Annotated in this window: 14 protein-coding genes, 1 pseudogene and 1 riboswitch; of the genes and pseudogenes, 1 reads left to right on the top strand and 14 read right to left on the bottom strand. The window is 40.0% G+C overall.

Annotated features, from left to right (window positions below; all coding sequences use genetic code 11):
* Positions 1-153 precede the first annotated feature (153 nt).
* From ACVPON_RS08485 to ACVPON_RS08435, 11 genes and pseudogenes are all read right to left on the bottom strand, one after another.
* The gene (locus ACVPON_RS08485; protein ID WP_462878195.1) at positions 154-390 is read right to left on the bottom strand and encodes a CsbD family protein; all 237 of its coding nucleotides are present in this window, start codon (positions 388-390) and stop codon (positions 154-156) included.
* Between the two features lie 113 nt (positions 391-503).
* On the bottom strand, positions 504-2,192 hold the full coding sequence (locus ACVPON_RS08480; protein ID WP_462878194.1) for a cache domain-containing sensor histidine kinase: 1,689 nt from the start codon (positions 2,190-2,192) through the stop codon (positions 504-506).
* Positions 2,189-2,923 carry a response regulator transcription factor gene (locus ACVPON_RS08475; protein WP_462878193.1) on the bottom strand — a complete coding sequence of 245 codons (735 nt, stop codon included), beginning with the start codon at positions 2,921-2,923 and terminating at the stop codon, positions 2,189-2,191. The genes ACVPON_RS08480 and ACVPON_RS08475 overlap by 4 nt, the downstream gene beginning before the upstream one ends.
* Before the next feature lie 254 nt (positions 2,924-3,177).
* Positions 3,178-4,191, bottom strand: a pseudogene (gene msrB, locus ACVPON_RS08470) (peptide-methionine (R)-S-oxide reductase MsrB); the annotation flags it as partial.
* 114 nt (positions 4,192-4,305) lie between these two features.
* Positions 4,306-4,938 carry a TlpA family protein disulfide reductase gene (locus ACVPON_RS08465; protein ID WP_462878192.1) on the bottom strand — a complete coding sequence of 211 codons (633 nt, stop codon included), beginning with the start codon at positions 4,936-4,938 and terminating at the stop codon, positions 4,306-4,308.
* A gap of 54 nt (positions 4,939-4,992) precedes the next feature.
* The gene (ccdA2, locus tag ACVPON_RS08460; protein ID WP_462878191.1) at positions 4,993-5,700 is read right to left on the bottom strand and encodes a thiol-disulfide oxidoreductase-associated membrane protein CcdA2; all 708 of its coding nucleotides are present in this window, start codon (positions 5,698-5,700) and stop codon (positions 4,993-4,995) included.
* A gap of 128 nt (positions 5,701-5,828) precedes the next feature.
* On the bottom strand, positions 5,829-7,154 hold the full coding sequence (gene brnQ / locus ACVPON_RS08455) for a branched-chain amino acid transport system II carrier protein (protein ID WP_462878190.1): 1,326 nt from the start codon (positions 7,152-7,154) through the stop codon (positions 5,829-5,831).
* A gap of 440 nt (positions 7,155-7,594) precedes the next feature.
* Positions 7,595-9,421, bottom strand: a complete 1,827-nt coding sequence (locus ACVPON_RS08450; protein WP_462878189.1) for a heavy metal translocating P-type ATPase — start codon at positions 9,419-9,421, stop codon at positions 7,595-7,597.
* A 56-nt stretch (positions 9,422-9,477) separates the two neighbouring features.
* Positions 9,478-9,583: riboswitch (NiCo riboswitch) on the bottom strand.
* 85 nt (positions 9,584-9,668) lie between these two features.
* Positions 9,669-9,848 carry a hypothetical protein gene (locus ACVPON_RS08445; protein ID WP_462878188.1) on the bottom strand — a complete coding sequence of 60 codons (180 nt, stop codon included), beginning with the start codon at positions 9,846-9,848 and terminating at the stop codon, positions 9,669-9,671.
* Between the two features lie 262 nt (positions 9,849-10,110).
* Positions 10,111-11,418: a surface-displayed alpha-enolase gene (gene eno, locus ACVPON_RS08440; RefSeq protein WP_462878187.1), complete on the bottom strand. Its 1,308-nt coding sequence runs from the start codon at positions 11,416-11,418 to the stop codon at positions 10,111-10,113.
* Between the two features lie 134 nt (positions 11,419-11,552).
* Entirely contained in the window at positions 11,553-12,563 is a 1,011-nt protein-coding gene (locus tag ACVPON_RS08435) for a YeiH family protein (RefSeq protein WP_462878186.1), read from the bottom strand.
* Positions 12,564-13,179: 616 nt separating this feature from the next.
* Here ACVPON_RS08435 and ACVPON_RS08430 point away from each other — a divergent pair.
* Positions 13,180-13,626 carry a DUF1694 domain-containing protein gene (locus ACVPON_RS08430; protein WP_462878185.1) on the top strand — a complete coding sequence of 149 codons (447 nt, stop codon included), beginning with the start codon at positions 13,180-13,182 and terminating at the stop codon, positions 13,624-13,626.
* A 292-nt stretch (positions 13,627-13,918) separates the two neighbouring features.
* On the opposite strand, the gene serB is transcribed toward ACVPON_RS08430, so the two are convergent.
* The 3 genes from serB to gyrB all read right to left on the bottom strand — a co-directional run bounded on the left by serB (position 13,919) and on the right by gyrB (position 18,373).
* Entirely contained in the window at positions 13,919-14,560 is a 642-nt protein-coding gene (gene serB, locus ACVPON_RS08425; RefSeq protein ID WP_462878184.1) for a phosphoserine phosphatase SerB, read from the bottom strand.
* A gap of 47 nt (positions 14,561-14,607) precedes the next feature.
* A complete protein-coding gene (gene ezrA / locus ACVPON_RS08420) occupies positions 14,608-16,332 on the bottom strand; it encodes a septation ring formation regulator EzrA (protein ID WP_462878183.1) in 1,725 nt (574 codons plus the stop codon).
* A gap of 88 nt (positions 16,333-16,420) precedes the next feature.
* Complete coding sequence (gene gyrB / locus ACVPON_RS08415) at positions 16,421-18,373, bottom strand: DNA topoisomerase (ATP-hydrolyzing) subunit B (protein WP_462878182.1); 1,953 nt, start codon at positions 18,371-18,373, stop codon at positions 16,421-16,423.
* Positions 18,374-18,973: the final 600 nt, after the last annotated feature.

Here is an 18,973-nt window from a genome sequence, read left to right as displayed (position 1 = left end):
TCCTAAAAAATATTTTTTTACATTCTACATTATACTAGAATTTGATACCGATTACAAAAATTATGCTCAAGAAATCACAACATTTTTAAGAGGAAATTCAAGGCATAAAAAATGATGCTAGATTTGACCTAGCATCATCCTTTTATCAGTGACTTATTTGCCAAAAACATTTTTAAGGCCTTCTACGGCACCTTCTACAGCACCCTTGGCATCTTCAGCAAGGTCTTTTGCTGTATCCACTGCATCATCAGCCAATTCTTTTGCCTTCCCAGCTGTTTTTTCAACTAGGCCTTCAACTTCTGTCTTTTTATCTCCAACAATTTTTCCAGCTGTCTCTTTCAAGCCACCGGTCACTTGGTCTAATGTTGCTGACAATTTTTCTTCTGACATAGGATTGTCCCCCTTTTTATTTGTTGTTATTATAATAACATATTATTGAAGGCGCTTCAACTATTTTGTCGTAAACAAGATTTTTTAGAAAATTTGGACTTAATTGTCCATTTTTATTTTTTGGGAAAAAAAAGCGAAATAATCGTATGAGAGCCTTCTTTAGAATCAATCAACATCTGGTACGGTTCTCCAAATTGTAAGCGCAAGCGCTGATTGACATTGGTAAGTCCAACCCCTCCTAGTTTGACCAGAAAATTTTCCACCGTATCCTGAACGATCATGCCACGGCCATTGTCATAGATAGAAACGACCAGAAAATCACCTTGTTCCTGAACAGACACACGCACCAAGCCCTGCCTTTTTATTTCCTTGATTCCATGGTAGATAGCATTTTCAACCAGAGGCTGCAAGACTAATTTAGGCAATTGAAAATCATCAAATTGTGCATCTTCTTCAATTTCAAAAGCCAACTTATCCCCGTAACGCTGCTTCTGGATAAAAAGGTACTGACGTACATGGTCAATCTCATCTTTTAAAGAAATCTGCTCATTTCCCTGATTGAGAGCCAAGCGAAAATACTTAGCAAGTGACTTGGTCACTTCGACCACTTTTTTGCCTTTGTTAAACTCTGCCATCCAAACAATGGTATCTAGGGTATTATAAAGAAAATGCGGATTAATCTGACTAGAGAGAGCTTGAAGCTCATATTTTCGAACGTTTTGCTCCTCTTCTTTGACAGCTAACATCAGTTTATCAATCTGATCCAACATGCCGTTAAAGTGATGAGCCAAATCGACCAATTCAGGTGCCCCCTCTTCACGCGCACGCAAGCTAGCATCGCCATTTCCAATAGCCAGAATCGTTTCCTGCAAATCTCGTAAAGGCTTAATCCAATGACGCAAGATAAACCAAATACCTAGAAAACTAATCCCCAAGGCTAGGAGGCCTGTTCCTACAAAAGACAACATCATCTGACCTTGTAACTGATGAAGATTCTCCATAGAAGCGACCCCAATCATCACCCAATCGCTCTGTGGAATCTTGTACTGATAGATATAGGAAGCATTGACGTAGCCATTTTCGATAAGAATATAAGGCTCCAAGGCTTTCATCTCTTGACTAGATGAATAAACACTTTTTTCGGGATGATAGACAAATTCATGATTCTTATTGATGATAAAGGTAAAGCCAGCTGCTCCCAATTGCAAACTGTCCAAATAGCGCGATAAGGTATCATAGGCAATATCAAGACGGATTACTGCCAGATTGTCCCCCTTTTCATCAACCACTTCTTGGGTAATAGATACAACCCACTTATCACTTGATTCTGATAAATTCTGACGGGCAGGAGTGAGGACAGGCATAGCGTCCTCACGGATAGCTGCTTGATACCATGCCTCTTTCATCATATCACTAGAGGTTTTCATACTAGTCGCTTCATCTGTTGCCAGCAAATGACCAGATTTAGTCACAAGAACAGCTGAAACCAAATCGCGATCCGTCGATAAAACCGTATCAAATAATTTCCGAAGATTTTCCTCGTTTTTCATAGTAGCGTTTTCTGCATAGAGTTTGACCAAGTCATTCCCTGCAAGACTACCGGTTGTTTCTTTTAGCTTTTCCAAACATGACTGGACAAATTGTCCTCCTTGGGAAATAGTATTTTGTGTACTTTTCTCAGTAGTTTCTCGGATAATATTAGAACTCGTATGATAGTAGAGTGCTCCGACTATACCTAAGAGAAAGAGCATGATGGTCGCAATATAGACGACCAACTGAACGAAGAGAGAGTAACGCTTCATTCTTGTTCCCCCTTCTTAAATTGGCGGGGTGTTACTCCCACAATCTGCTTGAATCGCTGAGAAAAATAGTTCATATCCTCAAAGCCCACCTGCTCTCCTATTTCATAGATCTTTAAATCTGTCGTTAGCAATAAGAGCTTAGCCTTTTTCATACGCTCCTGAATCAGATAGTCTTGAAAAGGGATACCCAACTCTTTTTTCAAAACAACACTAAGATGAGAGGGGCTAAATCCCATATCCTGGGCTAGGGACTTAAGGGATAAATCTTGATCTGCTAAACGCTCTTGAATCAGCTGGGCTAGGCTAGATTCTTCACGTTTCTGAAGTAAGTCATGAATTTGCTGCCGCTTTTCTTCCCTATCCAGTTTATCCCGAACCTTGAGTAGCATCTCCTCTACATCAGCTTTAGAGAAAGGCTTGAGAAGATAGTCATCTGCCCCTAGTTTGACAGCTGATAGAGCATAGTCAAATTCATCATAACCAGTCAAAAAAACAATATGAGTATCTGGATAGTGTTCCTTAACCAATTGCGCCAAGCGAAGACCATTCATAAGAGGCATGTTAATATCTGTTAAAAGGATATCCGCCTGCTCTTTCTGAAACAGTTCCCAAGCCTCTACACCATTTTCTGCCTCTGCCAACACTTCCATATTCAATTTTTCAAAATCAAGCAAGGATGAAAGCCCCTGTCGAACGAGGTATTCATCTTCTACAATCATCAATTTATACATCTACTTCTCCTGTCCCTATACTTAAAAAACAACCTAGCTAACATCCATTGAAGGCTTTTTAGCGATGGAACGGTATAATCTATCTCTAGTATAGCAAATTCTAGCTGAAACCACTCCTTTGTTCGCAACAAATAAGACGAGTTTCCCCGCCTTATCATTCGTATCATCAAATGAAACTGATCATTTTGCGACCTTGCTCAAATCGCAAGCATCCTGGGAGTTAAACTACGAGGACACCGTTTCAAACGAGAAGATTAAACATAATCTAAGAGATAGCCATAGCCCTTACTTTCCATTTCTGATTTTGGAATAAATTTGATTGAAAGACTATTGATACAATAGCGGAGACCTCCCTTATCTTTAGGACCATCTGTAAAGACATGACCTAGATGAGAATCCCCAACGCGACTTCTCACTTCCGTCCGTACCATATTGAAGCTCTTATCCTCTTTATAAGTTGCTACATCTGGGCTAATTGGTCTTGAGAAACTTGGCCAACCGCAACCAGAATCATACTTGTCTTTTGAGGAAAAGAGGGGCTCTCCAGTTACAATATCCACATAGATTCCCTCTTCAAATTGATCCCAATAACGATTTGAAAAGGCACGTTCTGTGTCATTCTTTTGGGTCACAGCATACTCTTCTGCTGTCAGCATTTTCTTGATTTCTTCATCACTTGGCTTGGAATACAAATGTTCATCAATGACAGGATAGCTTGCCTGATTGACATTGATATGGCAATAACCATTCGGATTCTTCTTGAGATAATCTTGATGGTACTCCTCAGCTTCTACAAAGTTTTCTAAGTTCCCTTTTTCAACAGCAAGTGGTTTATCAAGTTTTTGTGCCTGCTCATTAAAAACTTCTTCGATGACTGCTGAATCGTCCTTGTCAGTATAATAAACTCCTGTCCGGTACTGACTTCCACGATCATTCCCTTGCTTGTTTACACTCGTTGGGTCAATAATCCGAAAATAGTGAAGCAAGATTTCACGGAGAGATATTTGATTCCTGTCATAAGTAACTTTAACTGTCTCAGCGTGACCTGTCTGGCTAATCAACTCATACTTGGTACTACTTCCTTTTCCATTGGCATAGCCAGATACGGCATCTACTACGCCCGAAATACGTGAGAAGTATTCTTCTACTCCCCAAAAGCAACCACCTGCAAGATAAATTTCCCTAAGATCTTTTGTCATATTGTCTTTTTTATCCTTTCTTGTGACTTCATTACTTTGACTCATCGTAGCAGCCTTGATTTGGGACGGAGACGCCGAAGAAAAATTAGTCAACAGACGACTTCCCAATGCAAAAACAATCGCCACGATGAACACTCCACCAAGGAGGAGGAATACTTTTGACTTATCTTCCATATGCTACTCCTACTTGATTTCATTCAATTTTGCTTCAATACCAGCCTTGTCCATAAAACCTGGATGGGTTTCTACCAATACTCCATCGCTACCGATAAAGGCTGAAGTTGGATAGGCACGAATACCATACTCTTGTAATAATTTTCCACTTGGATCCAGAAGGACTGGCGCGTGCTTGTAACCAAGTCCATCATACCATTTTTTAAAATCTTCTGCAGACTTTTCACCCATATGATTAGGGGAAACAACCGTCAAAATAACATAATCTTTCCCCTCTTCTTGGCTCGCAAGTTCATCTGTGTCATGCAAGGTTGACAGACAGATGGAACACCACGAAGCCCAGAATTTTAGATACACTTTTTTTCCTTTGAAATCAGATAGCTTATAGGTATTTCCGTCTACACCTTCTAAATTAAAATCAGGTGCTGGTTTTCCATCGTTCATCGCTTGACTTGCTCCTTCTACCATCTCATCTTTTTTCATATTGTCTGTATCAGACATTTTTTCATCAGACATCTGATCTTCTTTTTTCATCATGGAGCTATCATCCATTTTTTCCATATTCTCTGCCCCTTGATGAGAGCAAGCTGTTAATACTCCTACTGATAGGAGGCTAGCCAGTAGTAATGTTTTGGTTTTCATGAAATTTCTCCTTTTCCATCATTTTATTTTATTGTTATGATTTATTTATTTGGTTTATCCAAACAATTGCGCCAAAATATTTAAGTTACCCAACATGAGCAAGATTCCCATTAAGACAATGAGGGCTCCCCCAATTTTCTTTAAGGTTCCCATATAAGGCTTAAGTTTACTGAAGTAACGTAGAATAACTGATGATGCTAAAGCTACCAGTAAAAAAGGTAGAGCAAGCCCTAATGTATAGAGCAACATTAAGAGTGCTCCTTGCCAAGCACCAGCTCCTCCAGATGCTGCAACTGCAAGCACCGAACTGAGAACCGGACCGACACACGGCGTCCAACCAAAGCTGAAAGTCAAACCGAGTAAAAAAGCATTGTAGAAATCATTGCGTTTCTTAGATTGTTTGAATGGAACACTTCTTTGTTTCTGCAACTGGGCAATATTGATGAGCCCCATTTGGTGGATTCCAAGAACAATAACGATTGCTCCCAAAACATATCGGAACCAATTAGCATAAAGTAGATCGCCGAGAAAACCCGCCCCATATCCTAAGGTGATGAAAACCACGGATAATCCTGCAACGAAACATAAGGTTTTGACAATACCATACCAAGCAATCTCAAGACCTAAAAATCGTACCGTTCGTGGCTCATCTGAATCCAGTAAGACCCCAACATAGACTGGTAGAAGGGGTAAGATACAGGGTGAAAAGAAGGATAAAATTCCTGCTAGAAACACCGATAGTAGAAATACAACTGAAGTCATTTCGTTACTCCTTATTTTTTTGTAACTCTAGTATAATCTTCTTTGACACCAAAAACTAGAGAATTTGATGTGAAAAAACTTGAATTTGATAAGAAAAAATCTACCACTTTCGTGATAGATTGACAGTACTATTCCAATTCAAAACTTTCTGCTATCTGTTTATCAGGTAATAAGAAAGCAATCACCAAACCAATCAAAGCTGGCACTAACCATGGAAGAGAGGCATCTGCAAATGGTAAAGTAGCAATCAGTTGTTTTAAGAGGTCCAATTTGAATTGTTCTCCAACAATTGTCACCAAGGCGATCACCGTAACTAAGAAAATAGTGATCTGCATGCCAATTTTTGATAATGGGACCAAGCGATTAACAATGACTAAAAGAACAATAGCAATGGTAATCGGATAGAGAATCTGTAAAACAGGTATTGAATAAGCAATAATGGCGGACAGACCGATATTGGCAATTCCAAAGCCAATCAAAGTAAAGAGGGTCGCATAAACTTTATACCCTAAACGTGGGAATGTTTTTACAAAAAACTCTGATGTTGATACAATCAAGCCAACTGTCGTTGTAAAACAAGTCATGGTCACCATAACGGCTAAGAAAATCTGAGCAGTTGAGCCAAAAATCGCCTGTGTTGCTTGTGAGAGTACGTAAACACCCTTATGAGCGTCGGATGCCATGACTTCTGCTGGAATCGGGAAGTGATTCCCTAAGAATCCAAGACCGATATAGAGGGCACTGAAACCTAGAGCCACTACGACCCCAACAATCCAAATTGTAGAGACATATTCTTTTTTAGAAGTAAAGCCCAGTTGGCTCATCGTCTCCACTGCAATCACACTAAAAGCAACAGCTGCAAGGGCATCTAATGTATTATAGCCTTCTAAAAATCCTGTTCCAAAAGCTGCTGTTACATACGTTCCAGATGCCGACATCGGACTGGCACTACCGTATTTTATAGCCCCTAATACCACCAAGACTACAATCAAAAGGGCAAAGACCGGAGTTAAAATGCGACCGACTAAGTCTAAGATTTTAGAGGGATTGAGCGAGATCAGGTAGGCAGCAATAAAATAGACTACCGTAAAGATAAGCAAGCTCCACTGGCTGTTACTAGCTAGAAGCGGAGCAATTCCCACTTCATAAGCTGTCGTAGCTGTCCGAGGAATAGCAAAGAAAGGACCGATAGACAAATAGAGAGCTACCAAATAAATCGTTGCAAACCAGGGCGCAATTTTGCGTGAAATCTCATAGACATAACCTTTGGGGTTTAATGTCCCAATAATGAGAGTTAGGACCGCAATTCCTACTCCTGATAAGACAAATCCGCTAATGGCAGACCAGAAATGCTGCCCCGATAACACACCAAGTGTGGGTGGAAAAATCAAATTTCCTGCTCCAAAAAAGATACCAAATAGAAGCAAACCCGTTAAGGAACCTTTTTTAATCATGAACATCTCCTTTTCATATAATAGGCTTTCATTATACCAAAAAGTCTGCGTAAGATAAACGTACTTTCACTATTTTTAAAGGTTTTGTAAATTCAGAATCTTCATATAAATCGATACTGGAGTAATCAGTAGCTAGAACAGGGTTTCTCCTGTATCAGCTGGCTCCTTTCCACACTCGGTGCAATACTATAAATTGTGTATTAGAGATTACGGATAAACCAAACGCAATCCATAACAACAGGTATCGGCTCGCAAAGTAAGTTCCAATACTTCCATGGAGTATTGGAACTAGAAAACTACAAGCATTTAAGTAATAAAAGAGATACGGGAATTTCGACTTTAATCCATTACAGCTACAGTTATAGACCAAATAACTTGATACACTATTTATCCTGCCACTACCACAGCAAAACTTAGATTACCTTGTGAAATTTGCTAGTTTACTTCATTCTCAACAATCTCAAACCATTTAGGATAACGAGAATGGTGGACATTTCATGAAGAAAGACACCTTCCGTCAAATCAAGAATTCCCATGAAGTTCAACAATATTAACAGAATAATCACAGCAATCGAAAAGCCGATATTAAAGCGTGTAATTCTGCCATATTTTTGGCTAAGTTGATACAGTAAATGTACCTTAGTCAAATGATTATGAATGATGATAACATCGCTCATCTCAAGCGCCATATCTGTGCCACCACCCATGGCGATTCCAATATCTGCATGAGCTAAAATCGGTGCATCGTTGAGACCATCACCAATCATACCAACCACTTTTCCCTCTTTTGCGTAGGATTTTAAATAAGCCACTTTATCCTCTGGTAGACACTGGGCATGGACTGTTTCAATTTGCAACTGCTCAGCGACAGCTTGGGCTATCTCCCTTCTATCACCCGTCAGCATGACAACTTCTACATTTGATTGTTGTAAAGCTGCAACTGTTGCACTTGCTTCATCTCGCAAGCTATCAACCAGTTCGATAAAACCGACAATCTGATTGCCCTGTGCAACCAACAATAAGGTCCCTGCGCTTTCTTTTTCCAAATACCCCTGTGGGTCTATAAAAGATTGAACAAACTGCTGATTACCAATCATTATATCCCCCATTTGAATCCCTTTTCCTACATATTCCTTGACAGGTAGGACAGATTTAGGGATATCATAGGCTATATCTTTAAAATGAGCCAAAATAGAGGTCGCTAAGGGATGTGTAGACCTGCTCTCCATGTATAAGAGTAGGGGAAGAAGGGCTGGATTTTCCAACTGATAGTCGCTGACCTGAAATTCCCCTTTCGTTAGGGTTCCTGTTTTATCAGTACAGAGGACAGATAATTGCATCATATTTTCCAAAACCTGACCATCTTTAATCAATACTCCATTTTTGGCACTAAAGCTCATGGCACTGAGCATAGCCGGTGTAATAGAAGCAATCAAAGCACAAGGGCTTGCTACCGTCAATAAAATCATACCACGATAAAAGGACTCGCTAAAAGATTGCTTTTGGATAAACATCAAGCCTAGAATAAAAATGATAACTCCTATTAGGACCATTAAGACATATTGCTTTTGCAGTTGATGGATTTTCTGATCCCGCTTACTTTGACTACTACTAGCTGCTTGAATCAACGAGACAATTTGGGTATAACGGCTCTCACTACTTTCTTTCGTGACCTGATAGGTAGCAGTATCTCCTACATTCAATGTCCCAGCAAAGACCTGATCTCCCTTATCTTTTGCAACTGGAAGGCTTTCTCCGGTCAAAAGGCTTTCATCTACAAGCATAGGCTCTTGAGCTCTCCCATCTAGGGCAATTTGTTGTCCCTTTGCCACTACAAGGACATCATAAAGGTGTATCTCTTCAATCTCTCGCAACTCCACTTGTCCATCGCTTCGTAAAAGACTGGCTTGTTTAGGAACCTTAGTCATTAGGTTTTCCATCGTCACTATAGATTTTCGATAAACATAATCTTCCAAAACTTCAGAAGCCGCAAAGATAAAGAGCAAAATCGCTGCTTCACTAAAATAACCGATAAGAAGTGCTCCAAAAGCGGATAGAATCATCAATAAATCAACCTGAAAATCTCCTGTATCAAACATCTCCTTGAAAACATCTTTTCCAATTGGTCCTCCAAGTAATAAAATGGCTAAGAAAAAAGCACCAATACTCCCGCTTCTCAAAACATTCTCCAAAACCAGTCCTATTCCTAGACTAAGCGTTCCGATAAGAAAGAGGAATCCTCTTTTCCTTTTCATAATAGCATTCATGTTACTCCTCCTTTTGATATGAAAACAGAAAAAAGAGCACACCTATGGACAGTTTGTACTGTCTCACAGATATGCTCAGCTTGATACCAAACTACTTCTGCTGTCTACACACTTATAGACCCGGCTACGTAAAAAATTTACTGCTTGTTCATATTCTATTTGATTTACAGTATTAGTATAGCATTGATCATAACAAAAGTCAAGGAAATAATATCATTTTCCCAACCTTAGACTTCTTCTGAAACTCCTAATACTCAATAAAAATCAAAAGTAGACTAGCTTTCACAATTAAGAATGGTGAAAGGTTGGAAATGAGAGTAGCACCGCTCATTTCCTTATAATCGAAGCCCAAGGTAGAACGAGCCTTCACCAAGGCAAGTTGACCAAGTATCCTTTTGATTTTTAAGGAGTATAAGGTGATAGGCATAGAAGACCACTCTCATACGCATCAGATACTCTACCTCTCCTATTGCTTTATTCTAGGAAACTAAGGAGGATATTCTCGAAGAGCCGCATAACGGCGGCTTATCCAATCAATCCTAAAGAATCAGGAGACCCCATTTTGGCTTATCTCTTACTATCCCCTATTTTCACTAGTATAAAGGGGACTGACATCAAAAAAGCACCTCGGGATGATACCCCAAAGTGCTTTATATCAAGACTTTACAGCCCTTAACCTCGTAAAGAGATTATTTTTTTAAATTGTAGAAAGAGTTCAATCCTTTGTAAACTGCAACATCACCAAGCTGATCTTCGATGCGAAGTAATTGGTTATATTTCGCAATACGGTCAGTACGTGACAATGAACCTGTCTTGATTTGACCAGCATTTGTTGCAACTGCAATATCTGCAATTGTAGAATCTTCAGTTTCACCTGAACGGTGTGATACAACTGCAGTATAACCAGCTTCTTTCGCCATTTCAATTGCTTCAAAGGTTTCAGTAAGTGTACCGATTTGGTTTACTTTGATAAGGATTGAGTTTGCAGCTCCTTCTTTGATACCACGTGCTAGGTAGTCAGTATTTGTAACGAAGAAGTCATCACCAACCAATTGAACACGTTTACCAAGACGTTCAGTAAGAGCTTTCCAGCCATCCCAGTCATTTTCATCCATACCATCTTCAATCGTGATGATTGGGTATTTGTTTACCAATTCTTCAAGGTAGTCAATTTGCTCTTCAGAAGTACGTACAGCCGCTCCTTCGCCTTCAAACTTGGTGTAATCGTAAACTTTACGCTCTTTGTCATAGAATTCAGATGAAGCACAGTCAAAACCAATCATAATACCATTCTCACCAGCTTCATAACCAGCTGCTTCGATTGCTTCGATAATGGTTTCAACGCCATCTTCTGTTCCTTCAAATTTAGGAGCGAATCCACCTTCGTCACCAACGGCTGTTACCAAACCACGAGATTTAAGGATTTTCTTCAAAGCGTGGAATACTTCAGCACCCCAACGAAGACCTTCTTTAAAAGTTGGTGCACCAACTGGCAAGATCATAAATTCTTGGAAAGCGATTGGAGCATCTGAGTGAGAACCACCGTTCACAATGTTCATCATTGGTGTTGGAAGAACTTTTGTATTGAATCCACCAAGGTAGCTGTAAAGTGGGATTTCAAGATAGTCAGCAGCAGCACGCGCTACAGCAATAGACACACCAAGAATTGCATTCGCTCCCAATTTACCTTTGTTTGGAGTACCATCTAGAGCGATCATTGCACGGTCGATAGCTTGTTGGTCGCGGACATCGTAACCGATGATGGCATCTGCAATAACGTTGTTTACGTTATCTACAGCTTTTTGTGTACCAAGACCAAGGTAACGAGATTTATCTCCATCACGAAGCTCAACTGCTTCATGCTCACCAGTAGAAGCTCCTGAAGGAACCATACCACGACCGAATGCACCTGATTCAGTGTAAACTTCTACTTCAAGTGTTGGGTTACCGCGTGAGTCTAGGACTTCGCGAGCGTAAACATCAGTAATAATTGACATTTTTTACTCTCCTTTGAGTTAATTTTATTTACTAAACCATGTTACCTCAAAAACGCATTTTTTTCAAGGAAAAACTTATTTTTTTCGCATATTTCGAATATATCACTATGAGAACGCTTCCTCATTTCTGGCTTTTAGCTAATACGAAAAACTAGGATGAATACTAGTGCTATAGCCAGCTGAAAGAGACCGATTAAGCCCATGTAAACCAGAAATCTTGGACCTTCTTGAAGGAATTTCTTAAAGTCTAATCGAAGACCAATAGCAGCAAGGGCAGTCATTTCAAACCAGGAACTAACCCATTTTGAACCTGTATCCAAAAAGACAGGAAGCGATAGACTGCTATTCAATAGACAAAGAAGCAAAAATGCTAAAATGTACCAAGGAATACTCGCAAAAATAGACCTTGTAGAGATAGTTTCAGGTGTCTGATTCTTTTTTCTCGTAGTCATGAAGCGTTCAAAGGCAAAGACGACAAGCACAAGAAAGAGAATGCGGGTAATTTTAAACAAGGTAGCATATTGGACAACCCTTGTGTTAATGAGGCTAGCAGAGGCAACCACCTGTCCAACTGACTGTAAAATACCTCCTGTCAGAGCACTGTTAGCTAAATCTGAAAACCCAAAAAACTGCACACCAACTAAGGGCAATACAAACATCAAAATGGTTCCTAAGAGATTGATTAAGACAATCGCCTGCCCCTTCTCCTTACTATCAGCCTCAATTGCCGGTGCGATTGCTCCAATAGCTGATGAGCCACAGACTGCATTTCCACCTGCAATCATGAGAGACATTTCGTCCTTAAAGCCCAATCTTCGACCTAAAAAATAAGTAAAAAGAATGACACTAAGCATCATAAGGATAATATAAAATAGACCTGAAATACCTAGGTGTCCAATGGTTTGAAAGGTTACTGTCAGTCCCAGTAAAGCTACTGAAAACTCCAATAACTTACTTTCTGAAAATTTTGTTCCTTTTTCCAGTCGCTTACTTCTACAGATTGTATTTCCCAAGATAATGCCAATACAAATCGCGAGACTAGCTGCACCGATACTGGGAAAAAAGACTGCTAGTCCTTTTGCAGTAACCGCTACTAGAAAGGATAGAAAAAAACCGGGTAGAATTTCCTGATTGAGTAGCTTCATAAATGCCTCCTTTGTTATATGTGAGCCTATTGTACCACAGTCCCTCCTCTTTTTCTAGGGTAAGTAAGCTTTACAGGCTAAATTCAGAAAATTTCCTTGAATGAAGTCTCCATTTTCTGGATTTGTACATTCCTTATTTTCTGAAAAATAGGGAGACCAATCCAATTTCTATGGGATTGCCACTTATCCAGTTCTTGATAACTTGAGCTTCGAAAATGGTATTGTATAATTGTTTCGTTTACTTTTATACTCTTTAAAAATCAAAAGGATACTTGGTCAACTTGCCTTGGTGAACACCAGTTCTACCTTCGGCTTCGATTATAAGGAAATGAGCGGTGCTAATCTCATGTCCAACCTTTCACAATTCTTAATTGTGAAAGCTAGTCTACTTTTGATTTTTATTGAATATTAGTACTAGGCAAGGAGCTGTAGACTGTACTGGAGTAGGGCAAAGCGAGTTCCAATCATCTGGAAGATGATTGGAAGTTGGAAATAGAGAAACGGAGTTTCCACAATCGTCAAAGTAATAAAAGGTAAACGAAATGAGTATAGCGCCTTTTTATACCTATAATCCCTCCCTATTTCCGAAGTTCCTCTCGTATGGTATACTAGAACTATGAAAGATATCAACAACGTCATTATGCAGCAAGCATCTGGTGGCTTGAAACTCAATCCAGGTGAGCAGCGAAAATTTTTGAACACTTTTGAAGAACGTGTGATTGCCTTGTGTAGCATTGAAGAAGCCAATTCACAAGAAATTTCCACCCATTTTAAAGAAATACTAACGCAGATTCTCCAGGATTACAAGCCTGTCTTGGTCAAAATTTCCCCCTTTATCGACAGTCAAAAGCAGATTTTCTATCTAAAAACTGCCCAAGAATCTGGATGTGAAGCCACTATCGTTGCTGAGAATTGCCTCCATCTCTTTGGATTGGTAATCCATACTGATCGTCCGAGTCAAGTCAGAGAGCAGGAACTCACAACTCAATTTGCAGCACTTCTGTACCCTACTCCCACCAAGACAAAGACTAAAACCTCTTTTTGGAAAAAATTATTTGGCTAAATCCACTATTCTCGTTTTATAGTTGTTTATACTCTTTAAAAATCAAAAGGATACTTGGTCAACTTGCCTTGGTGAACACCAGTTCTACCTTCGGCTTCGGTTATAAGGAAATGAGCGGTGCTACTCTCATTTCCAACCTTTCACAATTCTTAATTGTGAAAGCTAGTCTACTGTTGATTTTTATTGAGTATAAGAACTTTTAGCCCGAGTTCAATTAAGATAAAAGACACCAGAGCTATTCAGAAATGATCCAGCAGATCATTTCTGAATAGCTCTGGTGTCTTTTTATATCTTACTGGACTGTATCTATCAATTCAAGGACCTTGGCAAGGTTCTTGTCATCAATCTGATAAGGAGCTTGCGCCTGTACGATCGGTTTAGCACAAAAGGCTATTCCAAGACCTGCCGCCTGTATCATTGGCACATCATTGGCCCCATCTCCTACTGCAATGGTCTGGCCTAAATCTAAGCCATTTTCTCTTGCCCATTGTTGTAAACACTCTTTCTTGGTTTCCTTGGTGACAATATCGCCTAGAACACGCCCTGTGAGCTTTTCCTCTTCTACTTCTAGCCTGTTTGCCCTGACATAATCAATGCCTAGTTTTTCAGCTAGTACATCTACCGTCTCATGAAAGCCCCCTGAAACAAGCCCAACCTTGTATCCTCTCTGATGTAAGGTATCGACCAATTCTCTTGCACCAGGGGTAAAATGAATCTTCTTTAAAGTCCTTTCAAATACGCTGACAGGTAACCCTTTTAACAGGGAAACTCGTTCAGCGAGTGCCTCTTCAAAATCAAGCTCTCCCTGCATGGCACGTTCAGTAATGGCTACCACCTCACTGCCAACACCTGCCGCTTCCCCCAGCAAGTCAATGCCTTCCTCCAAAATGAGAGTGCTATCTACATCCATGACTAATAATCCTTTTACTGTCATTTCTCCTCCTTATCTGTATAAAACAAAAAGCCCAAGGGCTTTTTAGTTTAGTAACGAATGGTTTCTCTTGTCTTTTCATATGAACGTACGAAGCGCTCAGTTACACCAGGCTCCACAGCTTCCAAAGCAAATGAAATTTCTTCAAAGGCTGCCTGATAATCATAGTCTTTCTCAAAAATTGCTAACGAGCGGGTAAATGCCTGCTGAATAGAAGCATTTGATGAACGATAGCGGTTTGAATATTGAAGCAATTGCTCTGTTAGAGCTGCATTCTGAACAATGGTATAGGCTACTTCTTCCAACTCGTTCATATCAAAGGTCGCATTTTCTAACAAACGATTGACGATTTCAATATTGATCCGTTTATAATTCAATTCTGCCAGCAAGGCTTCTACATGATTACTTGTCCTAAAGAAAACAGATAAAAAGTCCTCTGGAATACCTGGTAGGCTACGTTTTTCCATATAGCGCTTCAAGGTATGCAAGTGGTTAATATAAAGAGTTGCCTTCTTACGAGCATTTGTTTCAGATATTTCTTGTGATTTCAGGTAATCTGCCAATACTAATTGCTCTTCCTCCATTTGCTTGAGAGTCATCAGAGCATGATCCAAGCGTTCTTCTAAAATCGAATAAGCAACTTGTGGTGTTTCTAACTCTGCAATGCTATCATGTACGATGGTTTCCATCGAGGATAGCTTAGCAGCGAGTTTTGAAATACGGGATAACTTGCTATCAACCAAAATATAGGAATGATTCAAACGTTCTGCTTCTTCTGTCAAAATACCTGTATTATGGACAACATGCTCAAGGAATTTTGGTAGATTCTTACTCATTTTGACAGCTCCCTTGTGCGCTTCAATTTCCCGAGTAAAGATCTGATATAAGGAATCAATCTTCCCTTGGATTTCTCCAATTTCTGCCTCCGCAGCATCCAAATCAAATGATACGATAAGAGCAGTTGTCTCACGAACAGCTACTCGAATTTCTTGGAAGCGAGATTCGACACCCTCTTCTGTAAATAGATAGCCTTCCTCGACCAATTTCCGGTAGCCAGCTTCCAAATCTTCTAGGTGATCTGGAAAGACTTGATTCACTTTCTCAATTAAGGCAGGAATCCGGTCCATAATTTGATTGAGTGCAATCATATGCTCTTCTGTCTTGTCCAAAATGCCTGCTGCTTCAATCGGGTCACCAGATGAATTGAGCATCACAAATTCCGAAAATTCAACTTCGATATTCTTAAGTTGTTTTTCCAACTCTGGCAGGGTTTCACCGTATTGTTCGGCATGCTCACGGACAGATTCTTGCAGACTATCAAAGAGATCCAAGGCATGCTTGACACGACCTGAATTCCTTTCTTCCTGTTCTTTTAAGTCTTTTAATCCTTGACGAATAGCAATAATATCTTCTTCAATCAAGTCAATTTGGCTTTCAATGCTACCAATAGCACTCTTTGCACGGACAAATCGGAAAGAGTTATTAAAGGCTTCTGCTTCAAAAATATGGTTTTCAATATCCGCAAAGGAGTTGAGGGATAAATCGACCCATTTCTGATTCCATTCACGGAAAGAGACTTGACTTTGACCAATCAAATGCAAACTCTTCACCGCTTCGACTTCATCGTTCACAGGCAAATTGAATAAGTCTTCTTTTCGCTCCTCTAACGCAATCAGTAAATGGTCATTTCGTTTACGGGCAATCAGACAGGCAATATAAGCAATAATTAAGATAACAACAATCGCAACGATTAAAATGATTGTTCCTCTAGACATGTAAATCTCCTTAGATAATAGTTTGTACTGGAAAATATCGCTTTATTATATCATACTTTTGGGCGATATGCACTTGTTTTTTAGAAAATTAAACATCAAGTGTCGAATAGACCGCATTTTCTTCGATAAATTCGCGACGAGGTTCCACCTTATCTCCCATGAGCATATCAAAAATCTTATCTGCCTCTGCTGCATCATCAACGGATACACGAGCCATTAGGCGATTTTCTGGATTCATCGTTGTTTCCCATAATTGATGATCGTCCATTTCTCCAAGCCCTTTGTAACGTTGAATGGTTGGCTTAGAACGTCCTTGACTATAGCGTTCAAGCGCTTCCTGCAATTCCTGCTCTTGATTGACACCTGGTTGAATGTATTCTTTGACATCACTGCCAACCTTAACACCATAAATTGGTGGTTGAGCAATATAGACATAGCCAGCCTCTACAATCGGACGCATATAGCGATAAAAGAGGGTTAAAAGAAGGGTTCTGATATGAGCACCATCGACATCCGCATCGGTCATAATAACAAGTTTTTGGTAGCGTGCCTTACTCACATCAAATTCAGCACCAAAGCCTGTTCCCATAGCGGTAAAAAGACTACGAATTTCCTCATTGGCCAGTATTTTATCCATGCTTGCTTTTTCAACGTTAAGGATTTTCCCGCGGATTGGTAAAATGGCTTGAAATTCACGATTGCGCCCTGACTTAGCTGATCCCCCCGCTGAATCTCCCTCTACGATAAAGAGTTCCGTTTGGGCTGGATCGTTTGAGGAGCAATCTGCCAATTTACCGGGTAGATTGGAAATTTCCAACCCTGACTTCTTACGGGTTACTTCCCGTGCCCGCTTAGCTGCAATCCGAGCCTTACTTGCCAAAATTCCTTTTTCGACAATGCGACGAGCAATCTGCGGATTTTCTAATAGAAATTCTGAGAAGGCTTCTGAGAAAAGACGGTTTGTAATTTTGACAACTTCACTATTTCCTAGTTTAGTCTTGGTTTGTCCCTCAAACTGCGGTCCAGGATGTTTTACAGAAATGACAGCTGTCAATCCCTCCCGAACATCTTCACCCGTCAAGTTATCTTCGTTTTCTTTGAGAATTTTATTTTTCTTAGCATAGTCATTGATGACACGGGTCAAGGCTGTACGGAAACCTTGCTCATGAGTTCCACCTTCGTGGGTATGAATATTATTTGCAAAGCTGACCACATTTTCATGGTAGCTTGTTGTATACTGCATCGCTACCTCAACGGTAATATCATCCATTTCGCCATCAGTATAGATGGGAGTTTCAAAAATGACATCCTTGTTTTCATTTAGGTATTCAACGTAAGAAGCTATCCCACCTTCATAATGGTACTGCTTACTTTGCTCTAAGCCCTCACGCTTATCGATAATTGCCAAGTGCAATCCACGATTGAGAAAAGCCAATTCCTGCACACGCTTGTTGAGTTTAGCAAAGTCAAATTCTGTCGTTTCAGTGAAAATTTCTGGATCTGGTGTGAAGTGAACAGTCGTTCCTGTCTTATCTGTCTGATCAATGATTTCAAGATCTGCCACCACTTCTCCACGACGGTATTCCTGGTAGTAGACATGCCCATTCTTGTAGACCCGCACATCTAGTTGGGTGGACAAGGCATTTACAACCGACGACCCTACCCCATGCAAACCACCAGAGACCTTGTAGCCACCACCGCCGAATTTTCCTCCAGCGTGAAGCACAGTAAAGACCGTCTCAACCGCTGGACGTCCTGTTTTTTCTTGAATATCAACTGGGATACCGCGTCCATTATCAACAACTGTAATCGAATTGTCCTTCTCAATAGAAAGCTCAATATGGGTCGCAAACCCAGCCAATGCCTCATCAATAGAGTTATCAACAATTTCCCAAACCAAATGGTGCAAGCCTTCTTTGGAGGTTGAACCAATATACATTCCCGGACGCAAGCGTACCGCTTCCAGCCCCTCTAGGACTTGTATCTGGCTGGCGTCATATTCCTGAACTTTTTCCTGTAAGTTATTGATTTCTTCTGTCATTCTTCTTCCTTTATTTCTGGTAAAACAGCCCTGTAATCCCTTAGTTATACTTCATCATTTCAATATTGAGCCTTTTTGATTGCTTTTTCAGATAACGCCAATACAAGTCACCTTCATCTTTGTCACCCTCACTAGGCTATGAACACAGGTAAACGAAATCCTTTGTTGTTCCTAAGACAAGAAATCTGCCTTACTTAGTAGCTCTTTTGCTCTTATGAAACATGAGGCATGCTACAGAAACCTCATTGTTAAACTCTCTTGATTGCCACTTTTCTAAAAGAGGGCTATTTTGATTTTTTCAGTATGATAGTCTTTTGGTTTACTTTTATTACTTGCTCCACTAGTCTAGGAGACTAGTGGAGCAAGTAATAAAAAAGACGCAACTGTGGCTATAGGTATAAACGAAACGACTATATCTTGGTTTCAAGGGCTGTTCTACACTTTATCGATTCATAATCAAACTAGTAGAACTAGTACCTCTCATTATACCATATTTTTCACCACATTCCTACAAAAAAAAGAGGAGAACCACGCCGTACGCATGAAAACTTTCTTCTCTCCTTTTACACCTGTAAATAACTACTTTAAACTTGGTATCTC

This window comes from Streptococcus sp. 1F3, from assembly GCF_054968985.1.
Note: the sequence above shows the minus strand (reverse complement) of the source record. Positions and strands in the feature narration are given on the sequence as shown.